This is a genomic window from Actinomadura rugatobispora (assembly GCF_042656285.1).
Lineage (GTDB): Bacteria > Actinomycetota > Actinomycetes > Streptosporangiales > Streptosporangiaceae > Spirillospora > Spirillospora rugatobispora.
Genome location: NZ_JBHSON010000036.1, coordinates 74912 through 96140, shown reverse-complemented (window position 1 = coordinate 96140; position 21229 = coordinate 74912). Strand labels below are relative to the sequence as shown.

The 21229-nt window shown below is 72.6% G+C and carries 23 protein-coding genes and 1 pseudogene; 9 read left to right on the top strand and 15 right to left on the bottom strand.

The features are described from left to right. A pseudogene (locus ACFPZN_RS24995) lies at window positions 1-1320 on the top strand (hypothetical protein); the annotation flags it as partial. A gap of 53 nt (window positions 1321-1373) precedes the next feature. Here the strand turns inward: ACFPZN_RS24995 and ACFPZN_RS24990 are convergent. The 6 genes from ACFPZN_RS24990 to ACFPZN_RS24965 all read right to left on the bottom strand — a co-directional run bounded on the left by ACFPZN_RS24990 (window position 1374) and on the right by ACFPZN_RS24965 (window position 6888). Further along, window positions 1374-1985, bottom strand: coding sequence for a response regulator (locus ACFPZN_RS24990; RefSeq protein ID WP_378284573.1), 612 nt, complete (start codon window positions 1983-1985; stop codon window positions 1374-1376). Beyond that, on the bottom strand, window positions 1978-3141 hold the full coding sequence (locus ACFPZN_RS24985) for a sensor histidine kinase (RefSeq protein ID WP_378284572.1): 1164 nt from the start codon (window positions 3139-3141) through the stop codon (window positions 1978-1980). The genes ACFPZN_RS24990 and ACFPZN_RS24985 overlap by 8 nt, the downstream gene beginning before the upstream one ends. 14 nt (window positions 3142-3155) lie before the next feature. Further along, window positions 3156-3896 carry an ABC transporter permease gene (locus tag ACFPZN_RS24980; protein ID WP_378284571.1) on the bottom strand — a complete coding sequence of 247 codons (741 nt, stop codon included), beginning with the start codon at window positions 3894-3896 and terminating at the stop codon, window positions 3156-3158. A 1-nt stretch (window position 3897) separates the two neighbouring features. Next, window positions 3898-4803, bottom strand: coding sequence for an ABC transporter ATP-binding protein (locus ACFPZN_RS24975; protein ID WP_378284570.1), 906 nt, complete (start codon window positions 4801-4803; stop codon window positions 3898-3900). A gap of 130 nt (window positions 4804-4933) precedes the next feature. Further along, a complete protein-coding gene (locus tag ACFPZN_RS24970) occupies window positions 4934-5413 on the bottom strand; it encodes a pyridoxamine 5'-phosphate oxidase family protein (protein ID WP_378284569.1) in 480 nt (159 codons plus the stop codon). After that, a complete protein-coding gene (locus tag ACFPZN_RS24965; protein ID WP_378284568.1) occupies window positions 5410-6888 on the bottom strand; it encodes an MFS transporter in 1479 nt (492 codons plus the stop codon). Before ACFPZN_RS24965 ends, ACFPZN_RS24970 begins: the two co-directional genes overlap by 4 nt. A gap of 88 nt (window positions 6889-6976) precedes the next feature. Between ACFPZN_RS24965 and ACFPZN_RS24960 the strand changes: the two genes are divergently transcribed. Further along, window positions 6977-7477: a winged helix-turn-helix transcriptional regulator gene (locus tag ACFPZN_RS24960; protein ID WP_378284567.1), complete on the top strand. Its 501-nt coding sequence runs from the start codon at window positions 6977-6979 to the stop codon at window positions 7475-7477. Here the strand turns inward: ACFPZN_RS24960 and ACFPZN_RS24955 are convergent. Together ACFPZN_RS24955 and ACFPZN_RS24950 are read right to left on the bottom strand one after the other, a co-directional pair. After that, on the bottom strand, window positions 7381-9000 hold the full coding sequence (locus tag ACFPZN_RS24955; protein ID WP_378284566.1) for a DHA2 family efflux MFS transporter permease subunit: 1620 nt from the start codon (window positions 8998-9000) through the stop codon (window positions 7381-7383). The genes ACFPZN_RS24960 and ACFPZN_RS24955 overlap by 97 nt on opposite strands. A 14-nt stretch (window positions 9001-9014) precedes the next feature. Continuing rightward, on the bottom strand, window positions 9015-9590 hold the full coding sequence (locus ACFPZN_RS24950) for an NADPH-dependent FMN reductase (protein WP_378284565.1): 576 nt from the start codon (window positions 9588-9590) through the stop codon (window positions 9015-9017). Window positions 9591-9805: 215 nt separating this feature from the next. Between ACFPZN_RS24950 and ACFPZN_RS24945 the strand changes: the two genes are divergently transcribed. Beyond that, window positions 9806-10336, top strand: coding sequence for a DUF6817 domain-containing protein (locus ACFPZN_RS24945; protein ID WP_378284564.1), 531 nt, complete (start codon window positions 9806-9808; stop codon window positions 10334-10336). Here the strand turns inward: ACFPZN_RS24945 and ACFPZN_RS24940 are convergent. Both ACFPZN_RS24940 and ACFPZN_RS24935 read right to left on the bottom strand, forming a co-directional pair. After that, window positions 10317-11177, bottom strand: coding sequence for an aminoglycoside 6-adenylyltransferase (locus tag ACFPZN_RS24940; protein ID WP_378284563.1), 861 nt, complete (start codon window positions 11175-11177; stop codon window positions 10317-10319). The genes ACFPZN_RS24945 and ACFPZN_RS24940 overlap by 20 nt on opposite strands. Before the next feature lie 11 nt (window positions 11178-11188). Further along, a complete protein-coding gene (locus ACFPZN_RS24935) occupies window positions 11189-11551 on the bottom strand; it encodes an ATP-binding protein (RefSeq protein WP_378284562.1) in 363 nt (120 codons plus the stop codon). Window positions 11552-11760: 209 nt separating this feature from the next. Between ACFPZN_RS24935 and ACFPZN_RS24930 the strand changes: the two genes are divergently transcribed. From ACFPZN_RS24930 to ACFPZN_RS24920, 3 genes are all read left to right on the top strand, one after another. Further along, window positions 11761-12330: a DUF6368 family protein gene (locus ACFPZN_RS24930; protein WP_378284561.1), complete on the top strand. Its 570-nt coding sequence runs from the start codon at window positions 11761-11763 to the stop codon at window positions 12328-12330. Further along, on the top strand, window positions 12331-12876 hold the full coding sequence (locus ACFPZN_RS24925) for an HAD domain-containing protein (RefSeq protein WP_378284560.1): 546 nt from the start codon (window positions 12331-12333) through the stop codon (window positions 12874-12876). Window positions 12877-13266: 390 nt separating this feature from the next. After that, window positions 13267-13875: a TenA family protein gene (locus tag ACFPZN_RS24920; protein ID WP_378284559.1), complete on the top strand. Its 609-nt coding sequence runs from the start codon at window positions 13267-13269 to the stop codon at window positions 13873-13875. A gap of 7 nt (window positions 13876-13882) precedes the next feature. Here the strand turns inward: ACFPZN_RS24920 and ACFPZN_RS24915 are convergent, their stop codons facing one another. Then, a complete protein-coding gene (locus ACFPZN_RS24915) occupies window positions 13883-15004 on the bottom strand; it encodes an alkene reductase (RefSeq protein WP_378284558.1) in 1122 nt (373 codons plus the stop codon). Between the two features lie 30 nt (window positions 15005-15034). Next, on the bottom strand, window positions 15035-15433 hold the full coding sequence (locus ACFPZN_RS24910; protein ID WP_378284557.1) for a RidA family protein: 399 nt from the start codon (window positions 15431-15433) through the stop codon (window positions 15035-15037). A 95-nt stretch (window positions 15434-15528) separates the two neighbouring features. Between ACFPZN_RS24910 and ACFPZN_RS24905 the strand changes: the two genes are divergently transcribed. Further along, window positions 15529-15948: a MarR family winged helix-turn-helix transcriptional regulator gene (locus ACFPZN_RS24905; protein ID WP_378284556.1), complete on the top strand. Its 420-nt coding sequence runs from the start codon at window positions 15529-15531 to the stop codon at window positions 15946-15948. A gap of 100 nt (window positions 15949-16048) precedes the next feature. Beyond that, window positions 16049-16393: a hypothetical protein gene (locus tag ACFPZN_RS24900; protein ID WP_378284555.1), complete on the top strand. Its 345-nt coding sequence runs from the start codon at window positions 16049-16051 to the stop codon at window positions 16391-16393. A gap of 60 nt (window positions 16394-16453) precedes the next feature. Here ACFPZN_RS24900 and ACFPZN_RS24895 read toward each other — a convergent pair whose 3' ends face one another. From ACFPZN_RS24895 to ACFPZN_RS24885, 3 genes are read right to left on the bottom strand one after another with little or no spacing between them, the layout of a single operon-like run. Next, the gene (locus ACFPZN_RS24895; protein WP_378284554.1) at window positions 16454-18784 is read right to left on the bottom strand and encodes a heavy metal translocating P-type ATPase; all 2331 of its coding nucleotides are present in this window, start codon (window positions 18782-18784) and stop codon (window positions 16454-16456) included. Between the two features lie 32 nt (window positions 18785-18816). Further along, a complete protein-coding gene (locus tag ACFPZN_RS24890) occupies window positions 18817-19812 on the bottom strand; it encodes a hypothetical protein (RefSeq protein WP_378284553.1) in 996 nt (331 codons plus the stop codon). 7 nt (window positions 19813-19819) lie between these two features. Continuing rightward, entirely contained in the window at window positions 19820-20026 is a 207-nt protein-coding gene (locus tag ACFPZN_RS24885) for a heavy-metal-associated domain-containing protein (protein WP_378284552.1), read from the bottom strand. Window positions 20027-20365: 339 nt separating this feature from the next. On the opposite strand from ACFPZN_RS24885, the gene ACFPZN_RS24880 reads away from it, so the two are divergent. After that, window positions 20366-21229, top strand: coding sequence for an Fpg/Nei family DNA glycosylase (locus ACFPZN_RS24880; protein ID WP_378284551.1), 864 nt, complete (start codon window positions 20366-20368; stop codon window positions 21227-21229).

Genomic DNA, 21229 nt, shown 5'->3' with positions numbered 1-21229 from the left:
GCCGAGGGCGCCGCTCCGTACGGCCAGGGGCAGGGCCAGGAGCAGGGGGCCTGGGGCGTCGCCCCGGGTGCCGTCCCGCCCGACCAGGTCGGTGCGTACGGTCAGGGCGTCCCGCCCGGGCCGGGACCGTCCGGCACGGCGGCCACCCCTCCGCAGGGCACGCAGGACGGCTCCGCCCGCCCGCCGATCGCTCCGAACGGTCCGGGACGTCCGCCGGTCACCACGGACGGTCAGGGACGCCCGCCGGTCGCCCGTAACGGCTTCGGGCGCCCGCCCGCCAGGCCGGACGACACCTGGACGAGACGACCTGCGGTCACTCCCCAGACCTCCAGGTTCACGCCCGGTAACACGCCCGGGACCTTGGACGGTTTCCGGCGCGGACGCCTCGGCCCCCTCAGCAAGGGCAACGTCGCCGCGGAAGTCGTCTTCCAGGGCCTGGACGCCGCCTACACGGGAATGCTCTCCCTGAACCTGACTGGGCTGGCCAATCAGCTGACACGTGACAAGGCGGCCGCCGACCGGTACCTGGCGGACTACGCCGAGTACGAGAAGCTGGGCTGGGTGGAACGGCGCAAGCGGGACGTCGGGCAATTCCTCGGGCTCAACGACGAGGAGTTCATCGATGGCTACTTCACTCCCGAGTTGAGGAGCTACCTGATCTCCCTCTGGGAGGCCCAGCATCCCCCGTCGTTGACGCCGATGAACCCCAACGACCGCTACGGGGTGCTGACGCCGCAGGACATGGCACGCATCCGCGACACCCGGGCGCTCTACCGGTACCGCGCGGGCCAGGAGGGCAAGAACCTGGACTGGATGATGCCCGAGCGCACCATCAAGCCGGCTCCCAGGGTCGTCCCGAAGGACGACCGGGAGCGGGACAAGACCCCGCCCCGGTCACGGATCAAATCGGGCAAGGTCACCAAGGGCAAGATCGGCAACCTTCACGACAACGACGACGAACCCAAGACCTACGGACGCCAGGGCGCCAGCGCCAACACCGCCGACCCCGACTACGGCAACAGCGGCCGCGAATCGCAGGCCAAAAAGCAGCAACGCAACAGGGACAACGGCACCTACGACTCCCACAACGACAGCGGCCCCTCCGGCGACAGCTCGTCCGGCGGCGCACCCAGCGGTGGAGCACCCTCGGCCCCCGCACCCAACGGCGGCGGTGCCCCGTCCGGCAACGGCGCACCCGGCAGCGGCGGGCCGCCCAGCGGCGCCGGCCCCGCACCCGACCCCGGACACGGCAAGCTCAACAAACTCGACGGCGACCCCCCGGCAGGCGGAGGCGGAGGGGACCCGTCCAAGCGGGTCTGACCCCACACGATGAAACACCGAGGCCCGCGCCACACGGCGCGGGCCTCACGTGTTCACCCCAGGATGCCCTGGTCGTAGGCGGAGGCCACGGCGGCGGCGCGGTCCTTGACGCCCAGTTTCGCGTAGATGTGCGTCAGGTGGGTCTTGACGGTGGCCTGGCTGATGAAGAGCTCGGCGGCGATCTCGCGGTTGCCGGTGCCCTTGGCGACCAGGCGGAGCACCTCGATCTCGCGGGCGCTGAGGGTGCCGGTCTGGGGTGCTCGCACGCGGTTCACCAGGCGGGACGCGATGGCCGGGGACAGGACGGTGCGGCCCTCGGCGGCGGCGCGGACGGCGTTGAACAGCTCGTCGCGGGGGGCGTCCTTGAGGAGGTAGCCGGTGGCGCCCGCCTCGATCGCGGGGATCGTGTCGGAGTTGAGGACCAGGACCTTGGACGGCAGTCCCCGCTCGGTGATCTCCGTGATGGCCTCCACGCCGCTGCCGCCGGGCATGCGGAGGTCCATGAGGATGACGTCGGGGCGCAGGTCGGCCGCCAGGGCGACGGCCTCGCGGCCGTTCGCGGCCTCCGCGAGGACCTCGAAGCCGGGGGCGCCGGCGAACATGCCGCGCAGGCCGTCGCGGACGACGGGGTGGTCGTCGACGATGAGGAGGGTGATGTCAGCCATGGCGGACCAACGGTACGCGGGCCGAGACGGCGGTGCCCTGGCCGGGCTCGGACTCGACCTCCAGGGTGCCGAGGACGCGTTCGGCCCGTTCGCGCATGCCGTTCAGGCCGAAGCCGCGGGTGGGGCCGGTGAAGCCCCGGCCGTCGTCGCGGACGTCCAGGGTGACCTCGTCGTCCATGTAGGAGAGGGTGACGCCGACGCGGTCGGCGGCGGCGTGCCGGATGGCGTTGGCGAGGGCCTCCTGGGCGATGCGCAGGAGGGTGGCCTCGATCTCCTCGTGCAGGGGTTCCACGGTGCCGGTGAGGGTGAGGCGGGCCGTGGGGTGGGTGGCGACGATCTTCTTGAGGGCCTCGGGCAGGGTGTCGTGCTCGAGGTGGGCGGGCGCCAGGTTGCGGACGGAGCGGCGGGCCTCCCGGAGGCTCTCGCGGGCGAGCGCGTGGGCGCGCCGGACGTGTGCGGGGTCCGTGGTGTCCTGGGCGGCCTGGAGCTGGGTGACGATGCCGGCCAGGCCCTGGGCGATGGTGTCGTGGATCTCGGCGGCGAGGCGGCGGCGCTCGTCGTTCACGCCCGCCTCCCTGGCCTGGACGAGGAGCTGGGCCTGGAGCGCGGCGTTCTCGCCGAGGGCCTGTTCGAGGCGGGCGTTGGTGCGCTCCAGCTCGTCGATCATCGCGGTCTTGGCGGCGGCCAGCCGGTCCTCGCGCTCGGCGATGCCGCCGAAGATCGCGAGGAGGGCGATGTGCAGGGCCAGCAGGACGCCGAACAGGACCCAGACGAGGGGCTCCTTCGGCGGGAAGCCGCCGGCCTCCGAGCCGGCCATCGTGACCGCGTTGGCGTAGCAGCCGATCTTCGCCCAGCGGCCCTTGAGGCACTGCCTGGCGTCGAAGTAGCCGATGACGGCGTAGATCGCGAACAGCGGGTTCAGCCAGGAGAGGGCGAAGGCCAGGACGGTGCGCGCCCAGTAGTAGAGCGGTCCGGGAATCCGGCCCGCGGTGTGGAACAGCTGGAGGGTGAGGGTCACCCCGAGCAGCGGCGCCGTGAGCCGCTGCTCGGCGGGCGACATCAGGACGTCGCGGGTGAGGAACGCGATGGGCGTCGCCAGGGCGAGCAGGCCGTACGGTCCCCAGCGGATGAAGCGTTCCCAGTGGTCCTCGATCACGGTGCCAGTCTGCGTCATTCCCAGCGGAACCAGCGGATGGCCGCCGCGATCAGCAGGACGGCCCACAGGGCGGTGACGCCCAGGTGCGTCCAGTCCGGCCAGTCTCCGCGGCTCGCCATGTCGAGGGCCTGGGAGGCGGCACCGGACGGGGTGAACTCGACGATCCGCCGCAGCAGGTCGGGCAGGACCTGCACCGGCACCCAGACGCCGGCGGTGAACAGCGAGGGGAAGAAGACGACGGAGCCGACCACGGTCGTGACCTTGGTGTTGGGCGAGACGGCGGCGATGGCGGCGCCGGTGGCGATGGCGCTGGTGGCGGCGAGGGCGAGCGCGACCAGGTAGCCGGGGACGTGCTCGGGGAGGGCGACGCCGAAGACCAGCCTTCCGACGGCGATGGCCAGGATCGCGGAGGCGAGCCCGCCCGCGAGGTGCAGGAGGATCTGCGCCCCGAGCAGCGAACCCGGGCGGACGGGCGTGGTCGACATGCGGCGCAGGATGCCGTTCTCGCGGTAGCCGGCCAGCACGGGCGGCAGCGCCTGGATCCCCGCGACGATCAGGGCGAGCAGCACGACGATCGGGACGTACAGGTCGATGACCCGGCGGCCGCCCAGGTCGGCGGAGTGCTCGCGGAAGGAGGGGATGAGGCCGAGGATGACCAGCAGCAGGGTGGGGAAGCCGACCAGCCAGAAGAGGGTGTAGGGCTCGCGGGAGAACAGCCGGGACTCGGCCTTCAGGACGGCGGTGGACGCGGACACGTCAGGACTCCTGCTTCTCGGTGAGGTCGAGGAAGGCGTCGTCGAGGGTGGCGTCGACGACGCGCAGCTGGTGGGCGGTGATCTGGTTGCGGGCCAGCAGCGAGATGACGGCGTTGACGGTGGTGTCGGTGCCGTTGATGGTGATCCGGCCGCTCTGGAGGTGGACGCTGTCGAGCTCCGGCAGCCCCTCCAGGTCCGTGCGGTCGAGGGCCTGGGACGGGGTGAAGGAGATCACGGTGTTGCCGGCGGCGCGGCGGATCAGCCCGCCGGGGGTGTCGAGGGCGGCGACGCGGCCGGAGTCGATGACGGCGATCCGGTCGCAGAGCCGCTGCGCCTCCTCCATGAAGTGGGTGACGAGGAGGACGGTGACGCCGGAGTCACGGACCTCCTCGATGAGGGTCCAGGTGTCGCGGCGGGCGCGGGGGTCGAGGCCGGTGGTGAGCTCGTCCAGGACGACGATCCGGGGGCCGCCGATGAGGGCGAGCGCGATGAACAGGCGCTGCTTCTGCCCCCCGGAGAGGTCGGCGAAGCGGGTGCGGAGCTTTTCGGTGAGGCCGAGGCGCTCGGCGAGGGGCCGCCATTCGAGCGGGCTGGGGTAGAAGGCGCTGTAGAGCTCCAGGGCCTCGCGTACGGTCAGCTTCCCCTGGAGCTGGCTCTCCTGGAGCTGGGCGCCGAGGAACCGGGTGAGCTCGTCGCGGTCGGCGACGGGGTCGAGCCCGTTCACGCGGACGGTGCCCGCGTCGGGGACGCGCAGTCCCTCGACGCACTCGACGGTGGTGGTCTTGCCCGCGCCGTTGGGGCCGAGGATCCCGAAGATCTCGCCTTCCTCGACGGCGAAGGAGACGCCGTCGACCGCGGGGCGGCCCCCGTAGACCTTGCGCAGGCCGGTGACTTCGATGATCGGCATGCTTCGAGCATGTCCGGGGCGCGGGTCCGGCGGTATCGGCCAGGGCGCTCGTCCCGGCATCAACCGATTGGCCGATGCCGCCGTACGACCCGCGAGGACGGCGCCGGTGCGCGGCGCCGTCCATCGGCCCTCAGGCGCCGGGCCGCCAGATGCGGCTGTCGAGGTCGGTGCCGCGGATGACCTGCACCCGCCACGGTTCCAGGCGCAGCACCTGGAACGCGGGGTCGGAGGGGCCCTTCCAGAACTGGGCGGGGTTGTAGCCGGCGCCGGGCGGGCTCCCCTTCGTATAGAGGTCCCAGACGTGTCGCTTGAGGTCGTGGTCCTCGGTCCATCCGGCGACTGTGTCCACGTACACCGCGTTCTGCCTGGGGCTCCAGTAGGAGAAGGTGGTGTGCGGGTTGGCCGCCAGGTGCGCGGCCTTGACCGGGGTCTTGAACGTGCACAGCCAGCCGAGGGGGCGGCCGTCGATCACCTCCCAGACGGGGATGAGGACGCGCGCGCGTGGGCGGCCCTTGGCGTCCACGGTCGTCATCGTCGCGTAGACGATGTCTCCTATGTAGGTGTCGAACGCGTCGCGGATCGCGGAGAAGTCCCGGACGTTGGCGGTCATCGGGTGGCTCCCGTCATCGCTTCGGCGGTCTCGGCGGTCGCGGGCGGCGCCGTCGTGCGGCGGGCGCGCAGTCCGAAGGCGATGACGACCGCGCCGAGGGAGGCGGCCACGACCGGGACGAGCAGCGCCGTGCGGATCGCGTCGTAGCCGTTCTGGGTGGAGGCTCCGAGCGCGGCGACCTGGACGGCGGTCGCGGCCGAGATCCCGAACGCGGCGCCGAACTGGAACGCCGTGTTCAGCATCCCGCCGGCCAGGCCCTGCTCCCGCTCGTCCACGCCGTCGGTGGCGGCGATCGTGATCGGGCCGTAGGTGAGCGCGAACGACAGCCCGACCAGGAAGAGGGTCGGGATCATCGCCGCGTACACCGTGTCCGGCCCGGCCGTCAGGAACAGCGCGTAGCCCGCCGCCGCGAGCACGAACCCGGCGAAGATCACCCGGATATGGCCGAACCGCCGGACCAGCCGGGGCGTGAGGGTGGGCGCCAGGACGGCGTCGATGCCGAGGAACAGCAGCGCCAGCCCGGTCTCGACCGTCGACCAGCCGCGCAGTTCCTGAAAGTAGAGGGTGGCCAGGAACTGGAAGCCGAAGAAGCCCCCGAGCAGCAGGACCGCGCCGAGGTTGGCGCGCACCAGGCCGCCCGAGCGCAGGATGCCGAGGCGCACCAGCGGGGCGGGCGACCGCCGTTCGATCGCGGCGAACGCGGCCAGCAGCGCCAGCCCGGCGGCGAACACGGCGGCGGTCAGGCCCGGCCCGTGCCCCGGGTGCTCGAGCCGGACGACGCCGTACACCAGCAGCATCATCGCGCCGGTGACGGTGAGCGCGCCGGGCAGGTCGAAGCCGGCGAGGGACCGGGCGGCGCGGCCGGGGGCGCCGGTCTCCTTGATCAGCGGGATGGCGGCCGCCAGGATCACCGCGGCCAGCGCGACGGGCGCGAAGAACACCCAGCGCCATCCGGCCGCGGTCAGCAGCCCGCCCGCGACCAGGCCCAGCGAGAACCCGCCCGCCGCCGTGCCCGCGTAGATCAGCAGCGCCCGGTCGCGGGCCGGGCCCGCGGGGAACCCGGTGGTGATCAGCGACAGCCCGGCCGGGGTCATGAACGCGGCCGCCACCCCGGTCACGAACCGCGCGACCAGCAGCATCCAGCCCTCGGTGGCGAACCCGCCCAGACCGGAGAAGACCAGGAACACCGTCAGCCAGAGCAGGAACATCCGGCGGCGCCCCAGCAGGTCGGCGGCGCGCCCGCCGAGCAGCATGAACCCGCCGTAGCCGAGCACGTAGGCGCTCACCACGCCGCTCAGCATCCCGGTGGACAGCCCGAGGTCGGCGCGGATCGCGGGCAGCGCCACGTTGAGCATGGCGATGTCGATGCCCTCGAGGAAGATCGCGCCGCAGAGGACGAAGAGGACGCCCCAGGCGCGCCCGTCCATCCGGGCGGCGGCGCCGGGATCTCCCGGCGGCGGTGGTGGTGCGGACATGGACGTCTCCTCCCGGCCCGACTGGTTCTCCAGGGGCCTGCCGGTTCCTTCTTGTAACCGGCAGCATCATGCGACACCATGTCTGACCATGGAAGACGGGACTTTCGAGTCACCCGGTAACTGCGGGGATACCGGGACCGACCAGGGCTTCGACGTCACGAACTGGGACACCCGCGCGGACTGCGAGGTCAGGCAGATCCTCGACCGGATCGCCGACAAGTGGTCGCTGCTGGTCATCGCCCTGCTCGACCGGCGCAGCATGCGCTTCACCGAGCTGCGCCGGGAGATCGACGGGATCTCCCAGCGCATGCTCGCCCGCACGCTGCGCCATCTCGAACGCGACGGGCTGGTGAAGCGGACCGTCCACCCGGTCGTCCCGCCCCGGGTGGACTACGAGCTCACCCCGCTCGGCGCCGACCTGCACTCCACGATCAAGGCGCTCGTCACCTGGACCGAGGAGCACCAGCCGCAGATCGCCGCCGCCCGCACCGCCTACGACGCCCGCGTCTCGGCCGAGGCCGCGGAGACCGCGAGGCCGGAGGCCGGTTCCGTGCCGGTCTCGGGGCGGGGCTCCGGCTCGTCCCGCTGACCCGCGCCCCGCCCCGGACGGCCGTCGTCGCGGCGCGGCAGGAACAGCGCGGGGACGATCGCCAGCACCACGAACGCCACCGCCCACACGTAGGTGTGCTGGAACGCCTCCGCCAGCCCCGGGGCGACCGCGGCCCGCGCGTCCGGGGCCAGCCCGTGCAGCGCCTGCAGGCCGCCCTCGCCCGCCACCGGCACCCGCGCCGCCATCGCCGCCGACAGCAGCACCGACGCCACCGCCGTGCCCACCGCCGCGACCGTCGTGTTGATCAGGTTGAGGGTGGTGCTGGCCGCCGGCGCCTGGTCGTGCGGCATCCGCCGGGTCGCCGCCGTCATCAGCGGCATCATCGTCGCGCCGCCGCCCGCGCCGACCAGCAGCAGCGCGGCGCCCAGGCCCCAGTACGAGGCGTCCGCACTCAACTGATGGGCGAAGAGGGCGAACCCGGTCGCCGACACCGCGATCGTCACCGGGACCGTCCGGCCCGGGCTCACCTTGTCGGCCAGCCGCCCGGCGAACTGCATGACCGTCCCCGACGCCAGCGCCATCGGCACCCCCAGCAGCCCCGCCATCGTCGCGCTCTCGCCCCGCACCACCTGGAAGTACAAAGGGAGCAGCAGCATCGAGCCGAAGTAGCCGACCGCGAACAGGCTCATCGTCCCGGTGGCGGTCGCGAACGCCCGGTCGCGGAACGGCCGCAGGTCCAGCAGCGGGTAGCGGGCGGTGACGGCCCGTCCGACGAACGCCGCGATCAGCGCGCCGCCCGCGACCAGCGGCACCAGCACCGCGGGACGGGCGAAGTCGCCGTGCTCCCCGCCGGAGGTCACCCCGTAGATCAGCGCGGCCAGTCCGGGCGACAGCAGGAGCGCGCCGGGGACGTCCAGCGGACGCGGGTCGCGGGCGCCGTCCGGGGCGAAGATCCGGGACGCCAGCGCGATCACGACCACGCCGATCGGCAGGTTGATGAAGAACATCCACCGCCACGACACCTCGTCGATCAGCCAGCCGCCGAGCACCGGCCCGGCCATCGGCCCGACCAGGATCGCCAGGCCCAGCGTGCTCATCAGCCGTCCCAGCCGGTCGGGGTGGGCGGCGCGGATCAGGATGGTCATGCCGACCGGCATCACCAGCCCGCCCGCCAGGCCCTGCACCACCCGGAACGCGACCAGCGACTCGATGTTCCAGGCCAGCCCGGCCAGCATCGACCCCGCCGCGAACAGCCCGATCGCGCCCAGGTACAGCCGCTTGGCGCCGAAGCGGCCGATCGCCCACGCCGACAGCGGGATCACCGCGCCCAGCGCCAGCGAGTAGCCCGTCGCGACCCACTGGATCGTGGCCAGCGGCGCGTCGAAGTCCGCCGACAGGTGGGCGATCGCGACGTTCACCACGGTCATGTCCAGCGAGACCATGATCGATCCGAGGACCAGCACCAGCGCGATGGTCATCGCCCCCCGCCCGGCCGGCCGGGGGGTGTCTCTGGACGCGATCGCGTCCGGGCCTTCCTGCTCGCCGGGTCTTTCGTTGCTCATCGCATCTCCCAAGGTCAGGCGCTGTAGGGGCGGACGGCGCGGGCGTCGCGCAGGGCGTGGCCCCACCAGGCGAGCTGGTCGAGCATGCCCTTGGCCGCGGCGTTGGCGCCCTCGGGTTCCAGGTGGCGGCCCTCGCCGTCGAACTGGCCCCACGGGTTGTGGAAGCTGACGGTGTCCCGGATCGTCACCGCGTGCAGCTCGGCGAAGACCTGCCGCAGGTGCTCCACCGCCCGCTGGCCGCCGGCCATCCCGCCGTACGACACGAAGGCCACCGGCTTGGCCTGCCACTGGGTGAAGTGCGCGTCGATGAAGTTCTTCAGGCTCCCGGGGAAGCTGTGGTTGTACTCCGGCGTGATGATCACGAACGCGTCGGCCCGTTCGAGGGCCTCGGTGGCCTCGGCCAGCGCGGCGGCGGCCGCCGGGTCGCCCAGGACGGTGGGCAGCTCCAGATCGCCCAGGTCGATGACGTCGGGCCGGACGCCCTCGTGCTCCCCTGCCCGTCCGGCGAACCAGGTGGCGACGGCGGGGGCGAACCGCCCGCTGCGGTTGCTGCCGACGACGATCGCCACGCGCAGTGCGTTCTCGGTCATGGTCTCGCTCCGTCCATGCAGGTCGTACGGTCGTTCACGACGCTAGGAAGCCCCTTCGCGGACGGGCATCCGTCACGTGACCGGTGCGGGTGACCGGCTCGCACCCCACCCTGAAACCTCAACAATGGTTGATGTCAAGCGCGTTCTCGCGGCTTGGACCGTCCCAAGCGCGACGGGGCATTGACCGGGGCCGGCGGCGATCACAGCATGAGGCCATGCCGATCACCGCGGCCACCGAGCTCCTGCGCGACCGGGGCGCGGGCGAGATCGCCCACCCCGGCGGCACGCTGCTGGCCCACCTGGAACGCGTCCACGCGCTGCTGCGCCGCTGGGACGCCCCCGCGCACATCCGCATGGCCGGGCTGACCCACGCCTTCTACGGCGCCGACGGCTCTCCCGCCGCCCTGGGACACATCGGCGACCGCCACGTCCTCTCCGCCGCCGTCGGAGCCGAGGCCGAGGAACTCGTCTACTTCTACGGCGCCTGCGACCGCGCCCACACCCATCCGCGCCTCGTCCAGGACGGCGGCACCTACCGGGACCGATTCACCGGCACGATCTCCCTAGCGCCCGAACCCATCCGGAGGGGCTTCGCCGAAATCACCGTCGCGAACGAACTCGACGTCATGCGCGCGTCCCCGGAAATGCGCGCCCGCCACGGACGAGGGCTCCGCGAACTCTTCCTCTCCTGGCAGCCCCTCATCAGCGAACCCGCAGGCCAAGCCGTCAGAACGAGCCTTCCCTAGCCCGCCGCTCGATCGCGTCGACAAGCCGGCCCACATCCTCGGCCAACCCCGCGCACGACGCGAAACCGCACCTTTCCGCGACCACCTCGGCGACCTCCGCGAAAACCCGGTTCGTGGCGCGCAGGGCACGCCAGCCGTCCGCCGCGTCGAAACGCCCATAGGTCTCCTGGAGCGCCTTCCAGATATGCTCCGGAAGCCATTGATCCATGCGGTGACCGATATGCCACACGTCCGCCGCGCCCTCCACCGCCGCGTACCACTGGAGCATGTCCAGCAGGAACTCCTTCATGGTGGTGTCGCGGAACTTCACCACCCACAGATCGCCGCGCGCCAGGTAGATCGGCACCTGCGTCGCCTCGAACCAGAACTCCGCGACCGCGTGATCGAACTCCTCCCGGCCCGGACGCCGCGGCACCGGCGCCGCCCCCGTCGCCGCCGGCAGGCCCTCCGTGACCCCGGTCTTGTCCAGCAGGACCAGGTGACCGCGCTCGTAGAGATCGTCCAGGCCCTCCCGCCGGAAGCCCTCCAGGCGCTCCGGCCCCGCCAGCGTGAAGTCGACCTTGCGCCCGCCCCCGTACACCACCAGCCGGGTGGCCCGCTCCTCCGCGAACTCCTCCGGCGTCGTCGACACCGACACCAGCACCCGCCCGAACGCCCCGCTCCACGACACGTCCGCGAACAGCTCCCGCCAGCCCCGGCCGATGATCTCCACGTCGAGGTCGGAGAACGCGTCGACGCCCGTCCCCCGCGCCCGCGACCCCGTCTGCACCACGGCCTCGACCCGCACATCGTTCCTGGCCCACGCCACGATCGCCGCCCGCAGGGCCTCCGGATCCTCCACGCGACCCGACCCTAGACGGCGGCGGGGAACTCCGCCCACACGGCGCTTCCGCCGTCCGCCTCGTCCACCCCCCACCCCGCCGCCAGGGCCTCCACCAGCCGCAGGCCGCGGCCGTCCTCCCCGAACGGCTCGGCCACATGCGGCTTCCCGTCCGCGCCGCCATCGTCGATCACCGTGACCCGGACGACGGCGCGCCGCGCCTCGACCACCACCGCGACCCGGCCGCCCTGTCCCGAGGCGGTGTGCTCGCACGCGTTGGCGACCAGCTCGCCGACGCACAGCCCGATGTCGCCGAGCACCTCCGCGTCCACCCGCAGCCGGTCGCCCGCCACCCTCCCCACGAACGCCCGCGCCCGCGGCGCCGACCTGGTCACCCCCGGCAGACTGATCGAACCGAGCACCCGCACGCGGCCCACCCCCTCCGGTAAGCAGCATGGGGCCACCGGGGAAAAGGAAACAATCGCCTGGCCTGACAAGGGGAGACCCGAAATTTGGGATCTGGATAAACGTGTTCCCCCACCCGGGACCCCCGCGGCTAGGGTGAGGCGATGATCGAGCCGACCCGCGCTGAGAGGACGGGGTTATGGCAGGTTCGGCCGTCGGGCTGTGGCTCTTCGCATCGGACGATGTGCGGCCCCGCGTCGTCCCCTGGCTGGAAACCTTCTGCGACGGGGTGAAGATCGCACGAGACGGCGACGTCTCCTTCTGGGTACGGGACGGCACCGCCATCGCCCTTGACGCCCTTTCCCCTGGTGAGACCGGCGCCTTCTTCCTCTCCGACGACGAATGCGTTCCGGCCGACGACGAGGACTACTCCGCATTCGCGCGTCCGCCCGTCCAGAGCCTGATTCTCGACGCAGGGCGCTCGGGCCGCACGCATGACCTCGTCCTCGGCCACCTCGCACTCGCACTCGCCGCGCGTCTGGACGCACTCATCGATTTCGACGGCGTCCTGGGCTACCCCACCCCGCGCGACGAAACCAGAGACCCGGCCGACCTGACCCGGGCCAGAGCGCTGGTGGCCTCCCTGCCAGGACGGGTCGAAGAAGTCTCGTACGACACCGGCGGAGGCGGCCGCTGGTTCCGGCACGTCGGCGACACCGAGTTCCTGGCCGCCTGGCTGCGCCACCCCGACTTCCACCTGGGCGACTAGGTGGCCTGGGGAATCGGTCGCGTACCGCGCCCCGGAACCCGCCCGGCGGTCAAGCCGTTGCTGTACGTGGACATCGACGGCGTGCTGAATCCGCTGTCGCCTTCCGAGCCGGAGCGTTTCGCCCGGCACTCGATCGGAGATCTCACCGTCCGCCTCTCGCCGGACCACGGCGCCTGGCTGCGGGAACTGGCCGGACTCTACGACCTGGTCTGGGCGACGACCTGGGAGCATCACGCCAACGAGCACGTGGGGCCGCTGCTGGGCCTACCTGAACTGCCCGTGGTGGAGTTCTCCGCGTACCGGCGGCGGCGGGGCGATCCGCGGTTCCCGATCATCCAGCTTCTCGAAACGCACAAATGGGCGCCCCTGCTCCGCCACGCCGACGGGCGCCGCTTCGCGTGGATCGATGACGTCATCCCGCCGCGGATCAAGCGCCAGGCGTGGCCGTACCGGGGCATCGAACTGGTCCACGCCGACCCGCGCGAGGGACTGACCCGCCGCCACGTGGACCGCCTCCTCACCTGGCCCTCCGGAGTCCGCGAGTGAGAATGATCGCATTCGGTGCCGCGGTCCGGACGCGCAGGCCGGCCGGGCGGACGGTGCGTCGTCTCGGGTGGAGGCTTCACGTGAAACGACGGGGGCGGTCGCCGCGGAGTTCGGGTGTGCGGCGGCGGCGCGTGCCGGGTGCCGACGATCATTCGGGGATCCGTCGGTGGGGCGCGGGAACATCGGGGCGGCGGTCGTGGTTACATGTGATGGCCGGTGTGCCTGGAGTCCCCGGGCCTCACCTATCGCCTTCGCGGAATACCGTCCGGCTGGAGCCGCGTTGTGCATTTCGCCGAGAGGCGACCCGCACACCGGCATGACCACGGCCCCGCCAGGTCCCAGGACCTGGCGGGGTCTGGTCGTCTCCGGGGCGGCTGGCACACTGGCGGCATGAGTCTCGCGGCGCATCTGGAGGAGCTCGGCCGGCCGCTGGTCGAGGAGCAGCTCAAGCATCCGACGGTGGCGGGCATCGCCCGGGGCGACCTCGACGAGGCGGTGTTCCGCTCCTGGCTGGAGCAGGACTACCTCTTCCTGCACGACTACGTCCGCGTCTTCTCCCGGCTGGCCTGGCAGGCGCCCGCCGCGCACCTCGGCGACCTGGTCGACCTCGCCCACGCGACGTACCACGAGGAACTGTCGCTGCACCGGTCGCTGTCCGCGGAGTTCGGCGCCGATCTGGACGGGGCGGGCAAGGGGCCGGCGTGCGCCGCGTACACCGCGTTCCTGCTGGACGGCGCCGCCTCGTACGGTACGGGCCTGGCCGCGCTGTACCCCTGCATGTGGGGCTACTCCACGCTCGGGGCGCGGCTCGCGGAGGACCCTCCCGCCGAGCCGCGCTACCGCCGCTGGGTCGACACCTACGCCGATCCCGGGTTCGCCGCGCTGACCCGCCGCGTCGCCCAGATGATCGACGAGGCGGCCCCGGAGCGGGAGGCGGCCGAAAGGGCGTTCCTGGAGGGCATGCGGCACGAGGTCGCGTTCTGGGACGTGCCGTTCTGAGCGGCCGTCAGGTCCGCGCCCCTTCCGCGGTGGGCGCCTCCAGGGCGGGGTAGTCGGTGTAGCCTTCGGCGCCGCCGCCGTACACCAGGTGCTCGGCGTGGCGGTTGAGCGGGGCTCCGGCGGCGAAGCGGGCCGGCAGGTCGGGGTTGGAGATGAACAGCCGCCCGAAGGAGAAGAGGTCGGCCAGGCCCGCCTCCAGGACCTCCTCGCCCGCCCGCCGTGTCGTGGGCTCGGGGCCGTTGAAGTTGGCGATCAGGGTGCCCGGCCAGAGCGGGCGCAGGTCGGCGAGCGCGCCGTACGCGCCGCGTTCGATCACGTGCAGGTAGGCGAGCCCGAGGGGGGCGAGGGCGCCGGCGAGGGCGCGGTAGGTGCCCTGGGGGTCCTCCTCGGCGATCTCGTTCTCCGGGTTGTCGGGGGAGATCCGCAGTCCGACCCGCTCGGGGCCGATCTCGGCCGCGATCGCCTCGACGACCTCGACCACCAGGCGCAGCCGGCCGTTGCGGGAGCCGCCGAAGCGGTCGGTGCGCAGGTTGGTGTTCTCGGCCAGGAACTGCTGGAGGAGGTAGCCGTTGGCGCCGTGCACCTCCACGCCGTCGAACCCGGCGCGGATCGCGTTGCGGGCCTCGGCGGCGAACGCGGCGATCACGGCCTCGGCCTCGGCGGTCGCCAGCGGTCTGGGGGTGACGTGGTCGAGCGGGCCGTCCCGGGTGAAGATCGGCTCGCCGGTGATCCGGACCGCCGAGGGCGCGACCGGGAGCTCGCCGTCGGGGAGGGTGACGGGGTGCGTCATGCGGCCGACGTGCCAGAGCTGGGCGAAGATCCGCCCGCCCTCGGCGTGGACGGCGCGGGTCACCTCGCGCCAGGCCGCCACGTGCTCGTCGGTCACCAGGCCGGGGATGCCGGGGCCGCCCTTGCCGAGCGGGTGGGGCCAGAGGCCCTCGGTGACGATCAGCCCGGCGCCGGCCCGCTGCGCGTAGTAGGTGCGGGTCAGCGGGCTCGGGACGGCGGTGGTGTCGTCGGCCCGGCCGCGGGTCATCGGGGCCATCGCGATCCGGTTGCGCAGCCGCAGGTGGCCGGTCTCGTAGGGGAGCAGCAGCGGGTTCGGGGGCTGCGGGACGACCTCTGGCATGGGGTTTCCTCCTGTCGTGGACGGGCGCGCTCAGCGGGCGGCGAGTGCGGTGGCCTCGATCTCGATCAGCCAGTCGGCCTGGGCCAGGCGGGACACCTCGAGGAGCGTGTCGGCGGGGTAGGGCTCGGTGAGGAACTCCTCGCGCAGCTTGATCACGTCGTCGAGCCGGGTTTCCAGGTCGGTCACGAAGATCCCGATCTTGACGATGTCGGCCAGGCCGGCGCCCGCGGCGTCCAGCACCCGGCGCACGTTGCCGAACGCCCGGCGGCCCTGCTCCAGGAAGTCCGCCGAGACGGTGCGGCCGTGCTCGTCGATGCCGGCCTGGCCGGACACGTGGATGAGCCCGCCCGCCTCGATGGCCTGGGAGATCCGGTACGGCTCGTACCAGTCGGGGTCGGTCGCCACCCGCCGCTTCGCGCTGACGGTCATGATCGCCTCCAGAAGAAATGCATGTACCTACATTGAATGTATGTGCATGCAGATGTTTGCAGTGCATGTATCCTCTGTCAAGAGGAGGCGCCGACATGACCGGGACGACGGACGGGGCCATCTGGGACCAGGTGGTCACCCTGCACGGGCGCGTCGAGAGCGAACTCGCCAAGACCATCCAGCGGCGGCACGGCATCGGCCTGTCGGAGTACCGGGCGCTGTGCCGGCTCGCCTCCGCCGAGGGCGGCGAGCTGCGCATGCAGGAGCTGGCCGACCTCATCGGCCTCAACCAGAGCTCGGTCAGCCGCCTGGTCGCGCGGCTGGAGTCGTCCGGCCTGACCCGGCGGGCGCACTGCCCCAACGACCGCCGCGGCGTCTACACGATGATCACCGAGGAGGGGCGGGCCGTCCAGGAGAAGGCCGCCCCCACCTACCACGAGACCCTCCGCGACGCGCTCGACTCCGCCACCGGCGACCAGCGCGTCGGCCCCCTGGTCACCGCGCTCCGCGCCTGACCGCCCCCCGGACATGCTCCGGCCATCGCCTTTTCAGCCGGACGATGACCCAAGGTGAGGGACGGAGCACGCAGAGGGATATAGGGTCCGTTCCGTGGGCATGAGTCACTCCCGTCCGATATCTACCGGTCACGCTCCGCAGCAGCGGCGGCCGGCGCGGCCAGCCGTCCTGGTCGCGTTTCTGCTGCTCGCCGGGCTCGCCGGGACGACCGGCGCGTCGGGCGGTGCCGGCGCCGCGCTCCGCTCCGTCGGGGACGACGGCGCGCGCGGTACGGGCGACGGCCGCTGGGACAAGGCCCCCGGCCAGAGGGTGACGCCGGACGTCCTCCCCTCCGGACCGCCGGAGGCCGGGGCCCGCACGGCGGGCCCGGGCCGGTGCCGCTTCTCCTGGAAGCAGCGGCCCGTCCAGTTGCTCCGGTGCGCCACGTCCCACCACCGCCGCTGACGAAAGCACGAGCGGCGCCCCCGTCCGGGAGCGCCGCTCGTCCTGCCGAGGCGCGGGAGGTCAGCGGGTCGCGGTGGCCGACTCCTTCGCCGGGGGCTGCGGGCCGGACGGCGCCGCGACGGCCCCCTCCGCCACCGGACGCCCCTTGAGCGGCTTGAACCCCCGCAGGCGCAGGCTGTTGCTGACGACGAACACCGAGGAGAACGCCATCGCCCCACCGGCGATCATGGGGTTGAGCAGCCCCGCGGCGGCCAGCGGCAGCGCGGCCACGTTGTAGGCGAACGCCCAGAACAGGTTGCCCTTGATGGTGGTCAGCGTGCGCCTCGACAGCCGGATCGCGTCCGCGGCGGCGCGCAGGTCGCCGCTGATCAGGGTCAGGTCGGACGCCTCGATCGCGACATCGGTGCCGGTGCCCATCGCCAGCCCGAGATCGGCCTGGGCCAGCGCGGCGGCGTCGTTCACGCCGTCCCCGACCATCGCGACCGTGCGGCCCTCGGCCTGCAGCCGCTTGATCACCTCGACCTTGCCCTCGGGCAGGACCTCGGCGACGACCTCCTCGATCCCCACCGCGTCCGCGACGGTCCGGGCGACCGCCTCGTTGTCGCCGGTCAGCAGCACCGGCCGCAGTCCCAGCCCGCGCAGCCGCTCGATCGCCTCGGCGGAGGTCGGCTTGACCTGGTCGGCGACCGTGATCACGGCCTGGGCGGCGCCGTCGACGCCGACCGCGACCGCGGTGTGGCCGCGCTCCCGCGCCTCGTCCATCGCCTTCTCCAGCTCGGGCGGCAGGTGCTGGGACCACTCGGCCAGCAGCCGGGGACGGCCGACCAGCACGCCGTGCCCGTCCACCATCCCCTGCACGCCCAGGCCCTCGACGTTGGCGAAGTCCTCGACCGTGCCCAGTTCCCCGGCGCGCTCGACGGCACCGGCGGCGATCGCCCGGGCGATCGGGTGCTCGGAGGCGTTCTCCAGGCCGCCGGCCAGCCGCAGCACCTCGGCCTCGTCCACGCCCTCGGCGGTGACCACGCCGACCATGGCCATCCGGCCGGTGGTGACGGTGCCGGTCTTGTCCAGGACGACGGTGTCGACGGCGCGGGTGGACTCCAGCACCTCCGGGCCCTTGATCAGGATGCCCAGCTGGGCGCCGCGTCCCGTGCCGACCATCAGCGCGGTCGGGGTGGCCAGGCCCAGCGCGCACGGGCAGGCGATGATCAGCACCGCGACCGCGGCGGTGAACGCCGCCGCCGTGCCCGTGCCGGTGCCCAGCCAGAACCCCAGGGTCGCCGCGGCCAGCGCGATCACGATCGGGACGAACACCCCGGAGATCCGGTCGGCCAGCCGCTGCACCCGCGCCTTGCCGTTCTGCGCCTCCTCCACCAGCCGCGCCATCTGCGCCAGCTGCGTGTCGGCTCCGACCCGGGTCGCCCGGACCAGCAGCCGCCCGCCCGCGTTGACGGTGGCGCCGGTGACCGCGTCGCCCGGCCCGACCTCGACCGGGACGGACTCGCCGGTCAGCAGCGAGGCGTCCACCGCCGAGGAGCCCTCCACGACCTGCCCGTCGGTGGCGATCTTCTCCCCCGGGCGGACCGCGAACACGTCCCCGGGGACCAGCCGCTCGACCGGGACGCGCTCCTCGCGGCCCCCGTCCCGGACGACCGAGACCTCCTTGGCGCCCAGCTCCAGCAGGGCGCGCAGGGCCGCACCGGCACGGCGCTTGGAACGGGCCTCGAAGTAGCGCCCGGCCAGGATGAAGGCGATCACACCCGCGGCCGCCTCCAGGTAGATGTTCATCGACCCGTCCGAGCGGGTCATGGAGAACTCGAAGCCGTGCCGGATGCCCGGCACGCCCGCCGTGCCGAAGAACAGCGCCCACAGCGACCAGCCGAACGCGGCCAGGGTGCCCAGCGACACCAGCGTGTCCATGGTCGCGGCGCCGTGCCGCAGGTTCGTCCAGGCGGCCCTGTGGAAGGGCCAGCCCGCGTACACCACGACCGGCGCGGCCAGCGTCAGCGACAGCCACTGCCAGTACTCGAACTGCCAGGCCGGGACCATCGCCAGCGCGATCACCGGCACCGCCAGCACGATCGAGGTCACCAGCCGCTGCCGCAGCGGCCGCAGCCCGTCGTCATCGGCGTGATCCGCCCCGGGCCCGGGGTCCGGATCGGGGGGCGGGGGCGGCTCGGCGGTGTATCCGGCCTTCTCCACCTGGGCGATCAGATCGTCGACGCTGACGCCCTCGGGGTAGTCGACCCGCGCCTTCCCGGTGGCGTAGTTGACCGTCGCGGTCACGCCCTCCAGCTTGTTCAACCGCTTCTCGACACGGGCGGCGCACGAGGCGCACGTCATCCCGCCGATCGCCAGCTCGACCCGGTCCAGCGCGTCGCCGGAAGCCATCGCCCCTCCTCCTTGCATCGTCGTGCGAGATGTCAGTTGTGCTCGTGGTCGTCGCCGTGCCCGTCGCCGGTTTCGGCGGGCGGGACGGGGGTCCCCTGGTCCCCGGCCGTCGCGGTGAACTCGGCCGTACGGACCGTGCCGCCGTGCTGGAAGTCCAGGTAGAGCCGGTACGCGCCGGTGCTCGGCACCTCAGCGTAGAAGGTGATCGACGGCCCCGGCCGGGTCTTGCCGTCGCCCGGCTCGCCGTCCGGGTGGACGTGCAGGTAGGCCAGGTCCCGATCGCGCAGCGCCACCAGGTGGCCGTACGCCTCCAGGTACGGCTCCAGGTCGGTGACCGGTTCACCGTCCTTGCTCACGGTCAGGGTCAGCTTGCTGGAGCGGCCCGGAACGAGTCGCCCGTCCAGCTTCACCTCGTAGCCGTCGACCTCGGCGACCTGTCCGGCTTCCGGCAGCTTCCGCGGCCGGTAGTCGCCGGGGGCGGTGACGTCGGTGCCCAGGGTCAGCTGCTTCTTGGCGCCCTCGGGCTGGACGTCGGTGAAGAACCGGTAGGCGCCCGGGTCGGGCAGGGTGAGCGGGATCGTCCAGACGCCGCCGCCGGCCTCGGCCGGGTGCAGGTGCTGGAAGCCCGACAGGTCGCGGCGAGCGATGATCAGGTGCAGCTTCTTGCCGTGCAGCAGCGTGTACCGCGTGACGGGCTTGCCGTCCGGGCCGTCCACCGTGAAGCGGAAGTCGGTCTTCTCGCCCGGCTCGACCGTGGTGGTCTCCGGCCGGAGGGTGTAGCCGTCCTGGGAGACCTGGAGGCCGCCGGGTACGGGGGAGGGGGTATCGCCGCCGGAGGTTCCGTGGCCGCCGCCGTGTCCCCCGCCGGCCTGCGCGCCGCCGCCCGTCCCGTGACCGCCGCCGCCCTTGTGCTGCGCGGTCTCGGTGGTGGCGCCCACGGGGCCGACGACGGTGCCGGCCCCGAGGGCGCCGCCGAAGACGGCGGCCAGGCCCAGGGCGTACGCTCCCAGCTTGGTCGCGGTGTTCATCTCATCCTCACGCCTTCAGTTCGTATCCGGCCTCCTCGACGGCCGCCCGGACCTGGGCCACGTCGAGGGGCGCTGCGCTGGTCACGGTCACCCGGCCGGTCGCGAGGTCGACGGCCACCTCGCTCACGCCGGCGACCTGGCCCACCTCCTCCTTGACCGAGTTCACGCAGTGCCCGCAGGTCATTCCGGTGACGGTGTAGGTGGCGGTGCTCATCGGCACTCCCTCTCTATTTACCCCTGGGGGGTATCTGACGGTTCTGATGGTGGCACAACGTTCACGACATGACAACCCGTACCCCCTAGGGGTTATTTCGCGATCCGGGTCACATCGCCGCCGCGGAGACCGGGCGCGCACCCGCCCCGCGGGGTCGTCCACGAAGTTATCCACACCCCCGCGACCGGGCGAGTGGACGATCTTCATGGAATTTTGTCCCTGTTTGCTGAGCTCTATCCCCTGAAAGTGTCGAACACCCGGGCCCGCGCCCGGTCGTCCACAGTGTTGTCCACAGGTTTCCACAGGGTTGTGGACACCTCCGTCACGGATACTTGAGCCATGCCTGAACTACCCGAGGTCGAGGCGCTCGCCGGATTCCTGCGCGAGCGCGCGGCCGGACACGCCGTCGCCCGAGTCGATGTTCTCGCCATCTCCGCCCTGAAGACGTACGACCCGCCGGTCACCGCGCTCGGCGGCCTGACCGTCACCGGCGTCGCCCGCCACGGCAAGTTCCTCGACATCGACGTGGACGGGCTGCACCTGGTCGTCCACCTGGCCCGGGCCGGGTGGCTGCGGTGGCGCGAGGAGATGCCCGCCAAGCCCGCGCGGCCCGGCGGCAAGAACCCGCTCGCGCTGCGCGTCCACCTCGACGACGGCTCCGGCTTCGACCTCACCGAGGCCGGCACCAAGAAGGGCCTGGCCGTCTACGTCGTCCGCGACCCGCGGGAGGTCCCGGGCGTGGCGACGCTCGGCCCCGACCCGCTGGACGAGGCGTTCACGCCCGAGGCGCTGGCGGCGATCGTCGGCGGCAAGCGCACCCAGATCAAGGGGCTGCTGCGCGACCAGAAGGTCGTCGCGGGCATCGGCAACGCCTACTCCGACGAGGTGCTGCACGTCGCGCGGATGTCCCCGTTCAAGATCGCCTCATCGCTGACCGAGGACGACGTGCGCACCCTCCACGAGGCGATCGTCGGGACGCTGCGGGACGCGGTCGAGCGCTCCCGGGGCCTGGCCGCCCAGGACCTCAAGGGCGAGAAGAAGACCGGGCTGCGGGTGCACGCCCGTACCGGCGAGAAATGCCCCGTCTGCGGGGATGTGATCCGCGAGGTGTCGTTCGCCGACTCGTCGCTGCAGTACTGCCCGACCTGCCAGACCGGGGGCAAACCGCTCGCCGACCGCAGGATGTCCCGCCTCCTGAAGTAG

What these genes read in the sequence shown, in the direction of transcription:
- ACFPZN_RS24990 (WP_378284573.1), bottom strand. Translation starts at nt 1,985, where the DNA reads ATGGCTGACATCACCCTCCTCATCGTCGACGACCACCCCGTCGTCCGC.
- ACFPZN_RS24975 (WP_378284570.1), bottom strand. Translation starts at nt 4,803, where the DNA reads ATGCCGATCATCGAAGTCACCGGCCTGCGCAAGGTCTACGGGGGCCGC.
- ACFPZN_RS24970 (WP_378284569.1), bottom strand. Translation starts at nt 5,413, where the DNA reads ATGACCGCCAACGTCCGGGACTTCTCCGCGATCCGCGACGCGTTCGAC.
- ACFPZN_RS24965 (WP_378284568.1), bottom strand. Translation starts at nt 6,888, where the DNA reads ATGTCCGCACCACCACCGCCGCCGGGAGATCCCGGCGCCGCCGCCCGG.
- ACFPZN_RS24960 (WP_378284567.1), top strand. Translation starts at nt 6,977, where the DNA reads ATGGAAGACGGGACTTTCGAGTCACCCGGTAACTGCGGGGATACCGGG.
- ACFPZN_RS24955 (WP_378284566.1), bottom strand. Translation starts at nt 9,000, where the DNA reads ATGAGCAACGAAAGACCCGGCGAGCAGGAAGGCCCGGACGCGATCGCG.
- ACFPZN_RS24950 (WP_378284565.1), bottom strand. Translation starts at nt 9,590, where the DNA reads ATGACCGAGAACGCACTGCGCGTGGCGATCGTCGTCGGCAGCAACCGC.
- ACFPZN_RS24945 (WP_378284564.1), top strand. Translation starts at nt 9,806, where the DNA reads ATGCCGATCACCGCGGCCACCGAGCTCCTGCGCGACCGGGGCGCGGGC.
- ACFPZN_RS24930 (WP_378284561.1), top strand. Translation starts at nt 11,761, where the DNA reads ATGGCAGGTTCGGCCGTCGGGCTGTGGCTCTTCGCATCGGACGATGTG.
- ACFPZN_RS24920 (WP_378284559.1), top strand. Translation starts at nt 13,267, where the DNA reads ATGAGTCTCGCGGCGCATCTGGAGGAGCTCGGCCGGCCGCTGGTCGAG.
- ACFPZN_RS24915 (WP_378284558.1), bottom strand. Translation starts at nt 15,004, where the DNA reads ATGCCAGAGGTCGTCCCGCAGCCCCCGAACCCGCTGCTGCTCCCCTAC.
- ACFPZN_RS24910 (WP_378284557.1), bottom strand. Translation starts at nt 15,433, where the DNA reads ATGACCGTCAGCGCGAAGCGGCGGGTGGCGACCGACCCCGACTGGTAC.
- ACFPZN_RS24905 (WP_378284556.1), top strand. Translation starts at nt 15,529, where the DNA reads ATGACCGGGACGACGGACGGGGCCATCTGGGACCAGGTGGTCACCCTG.
- ACFPZN_RS24900 (WP_378284555.1), top strand. Translation starts at nt 16,049, where the DNA reads ATGAGTCACTCCCGTCCGATATCTACCGGTCACGCTCCGCAGCAGCGG.
- ACFPZN_RS24895 (WP_378284554.1), bottom strand. Translation starts at nt 18,784, where the DNA reads ATGGCTTCCGGCGACGCGCTGGACCGGGTCGAGCTGGCGATCGGCGGG.
- ACFPZN_RS24890 (WP_378284553.1), bottom strand. Translation starts at nt 19,812, where the DNA reads ATGAACACCGCGACCAAGCTGGGAGCGTACGCCCTGGGCCTGGCCGCC.
- ACFPZN_RS24885 (WP_378284552.1), bottom strand. Translation starts at nt 20,026, where the DNA reads ATGAGCACCGCCACCTACACCGTCACCGGAATGACCTGCGGGCACTGC.
- ACFPZN_RS24880 (WP_378284551.1), top strand. Translation starts at nt 20,366, where the DNA reads ATGCCTGAACTACCCGAGGTCGAGGCGCTCGCCGGATTCCTGCGCGAG.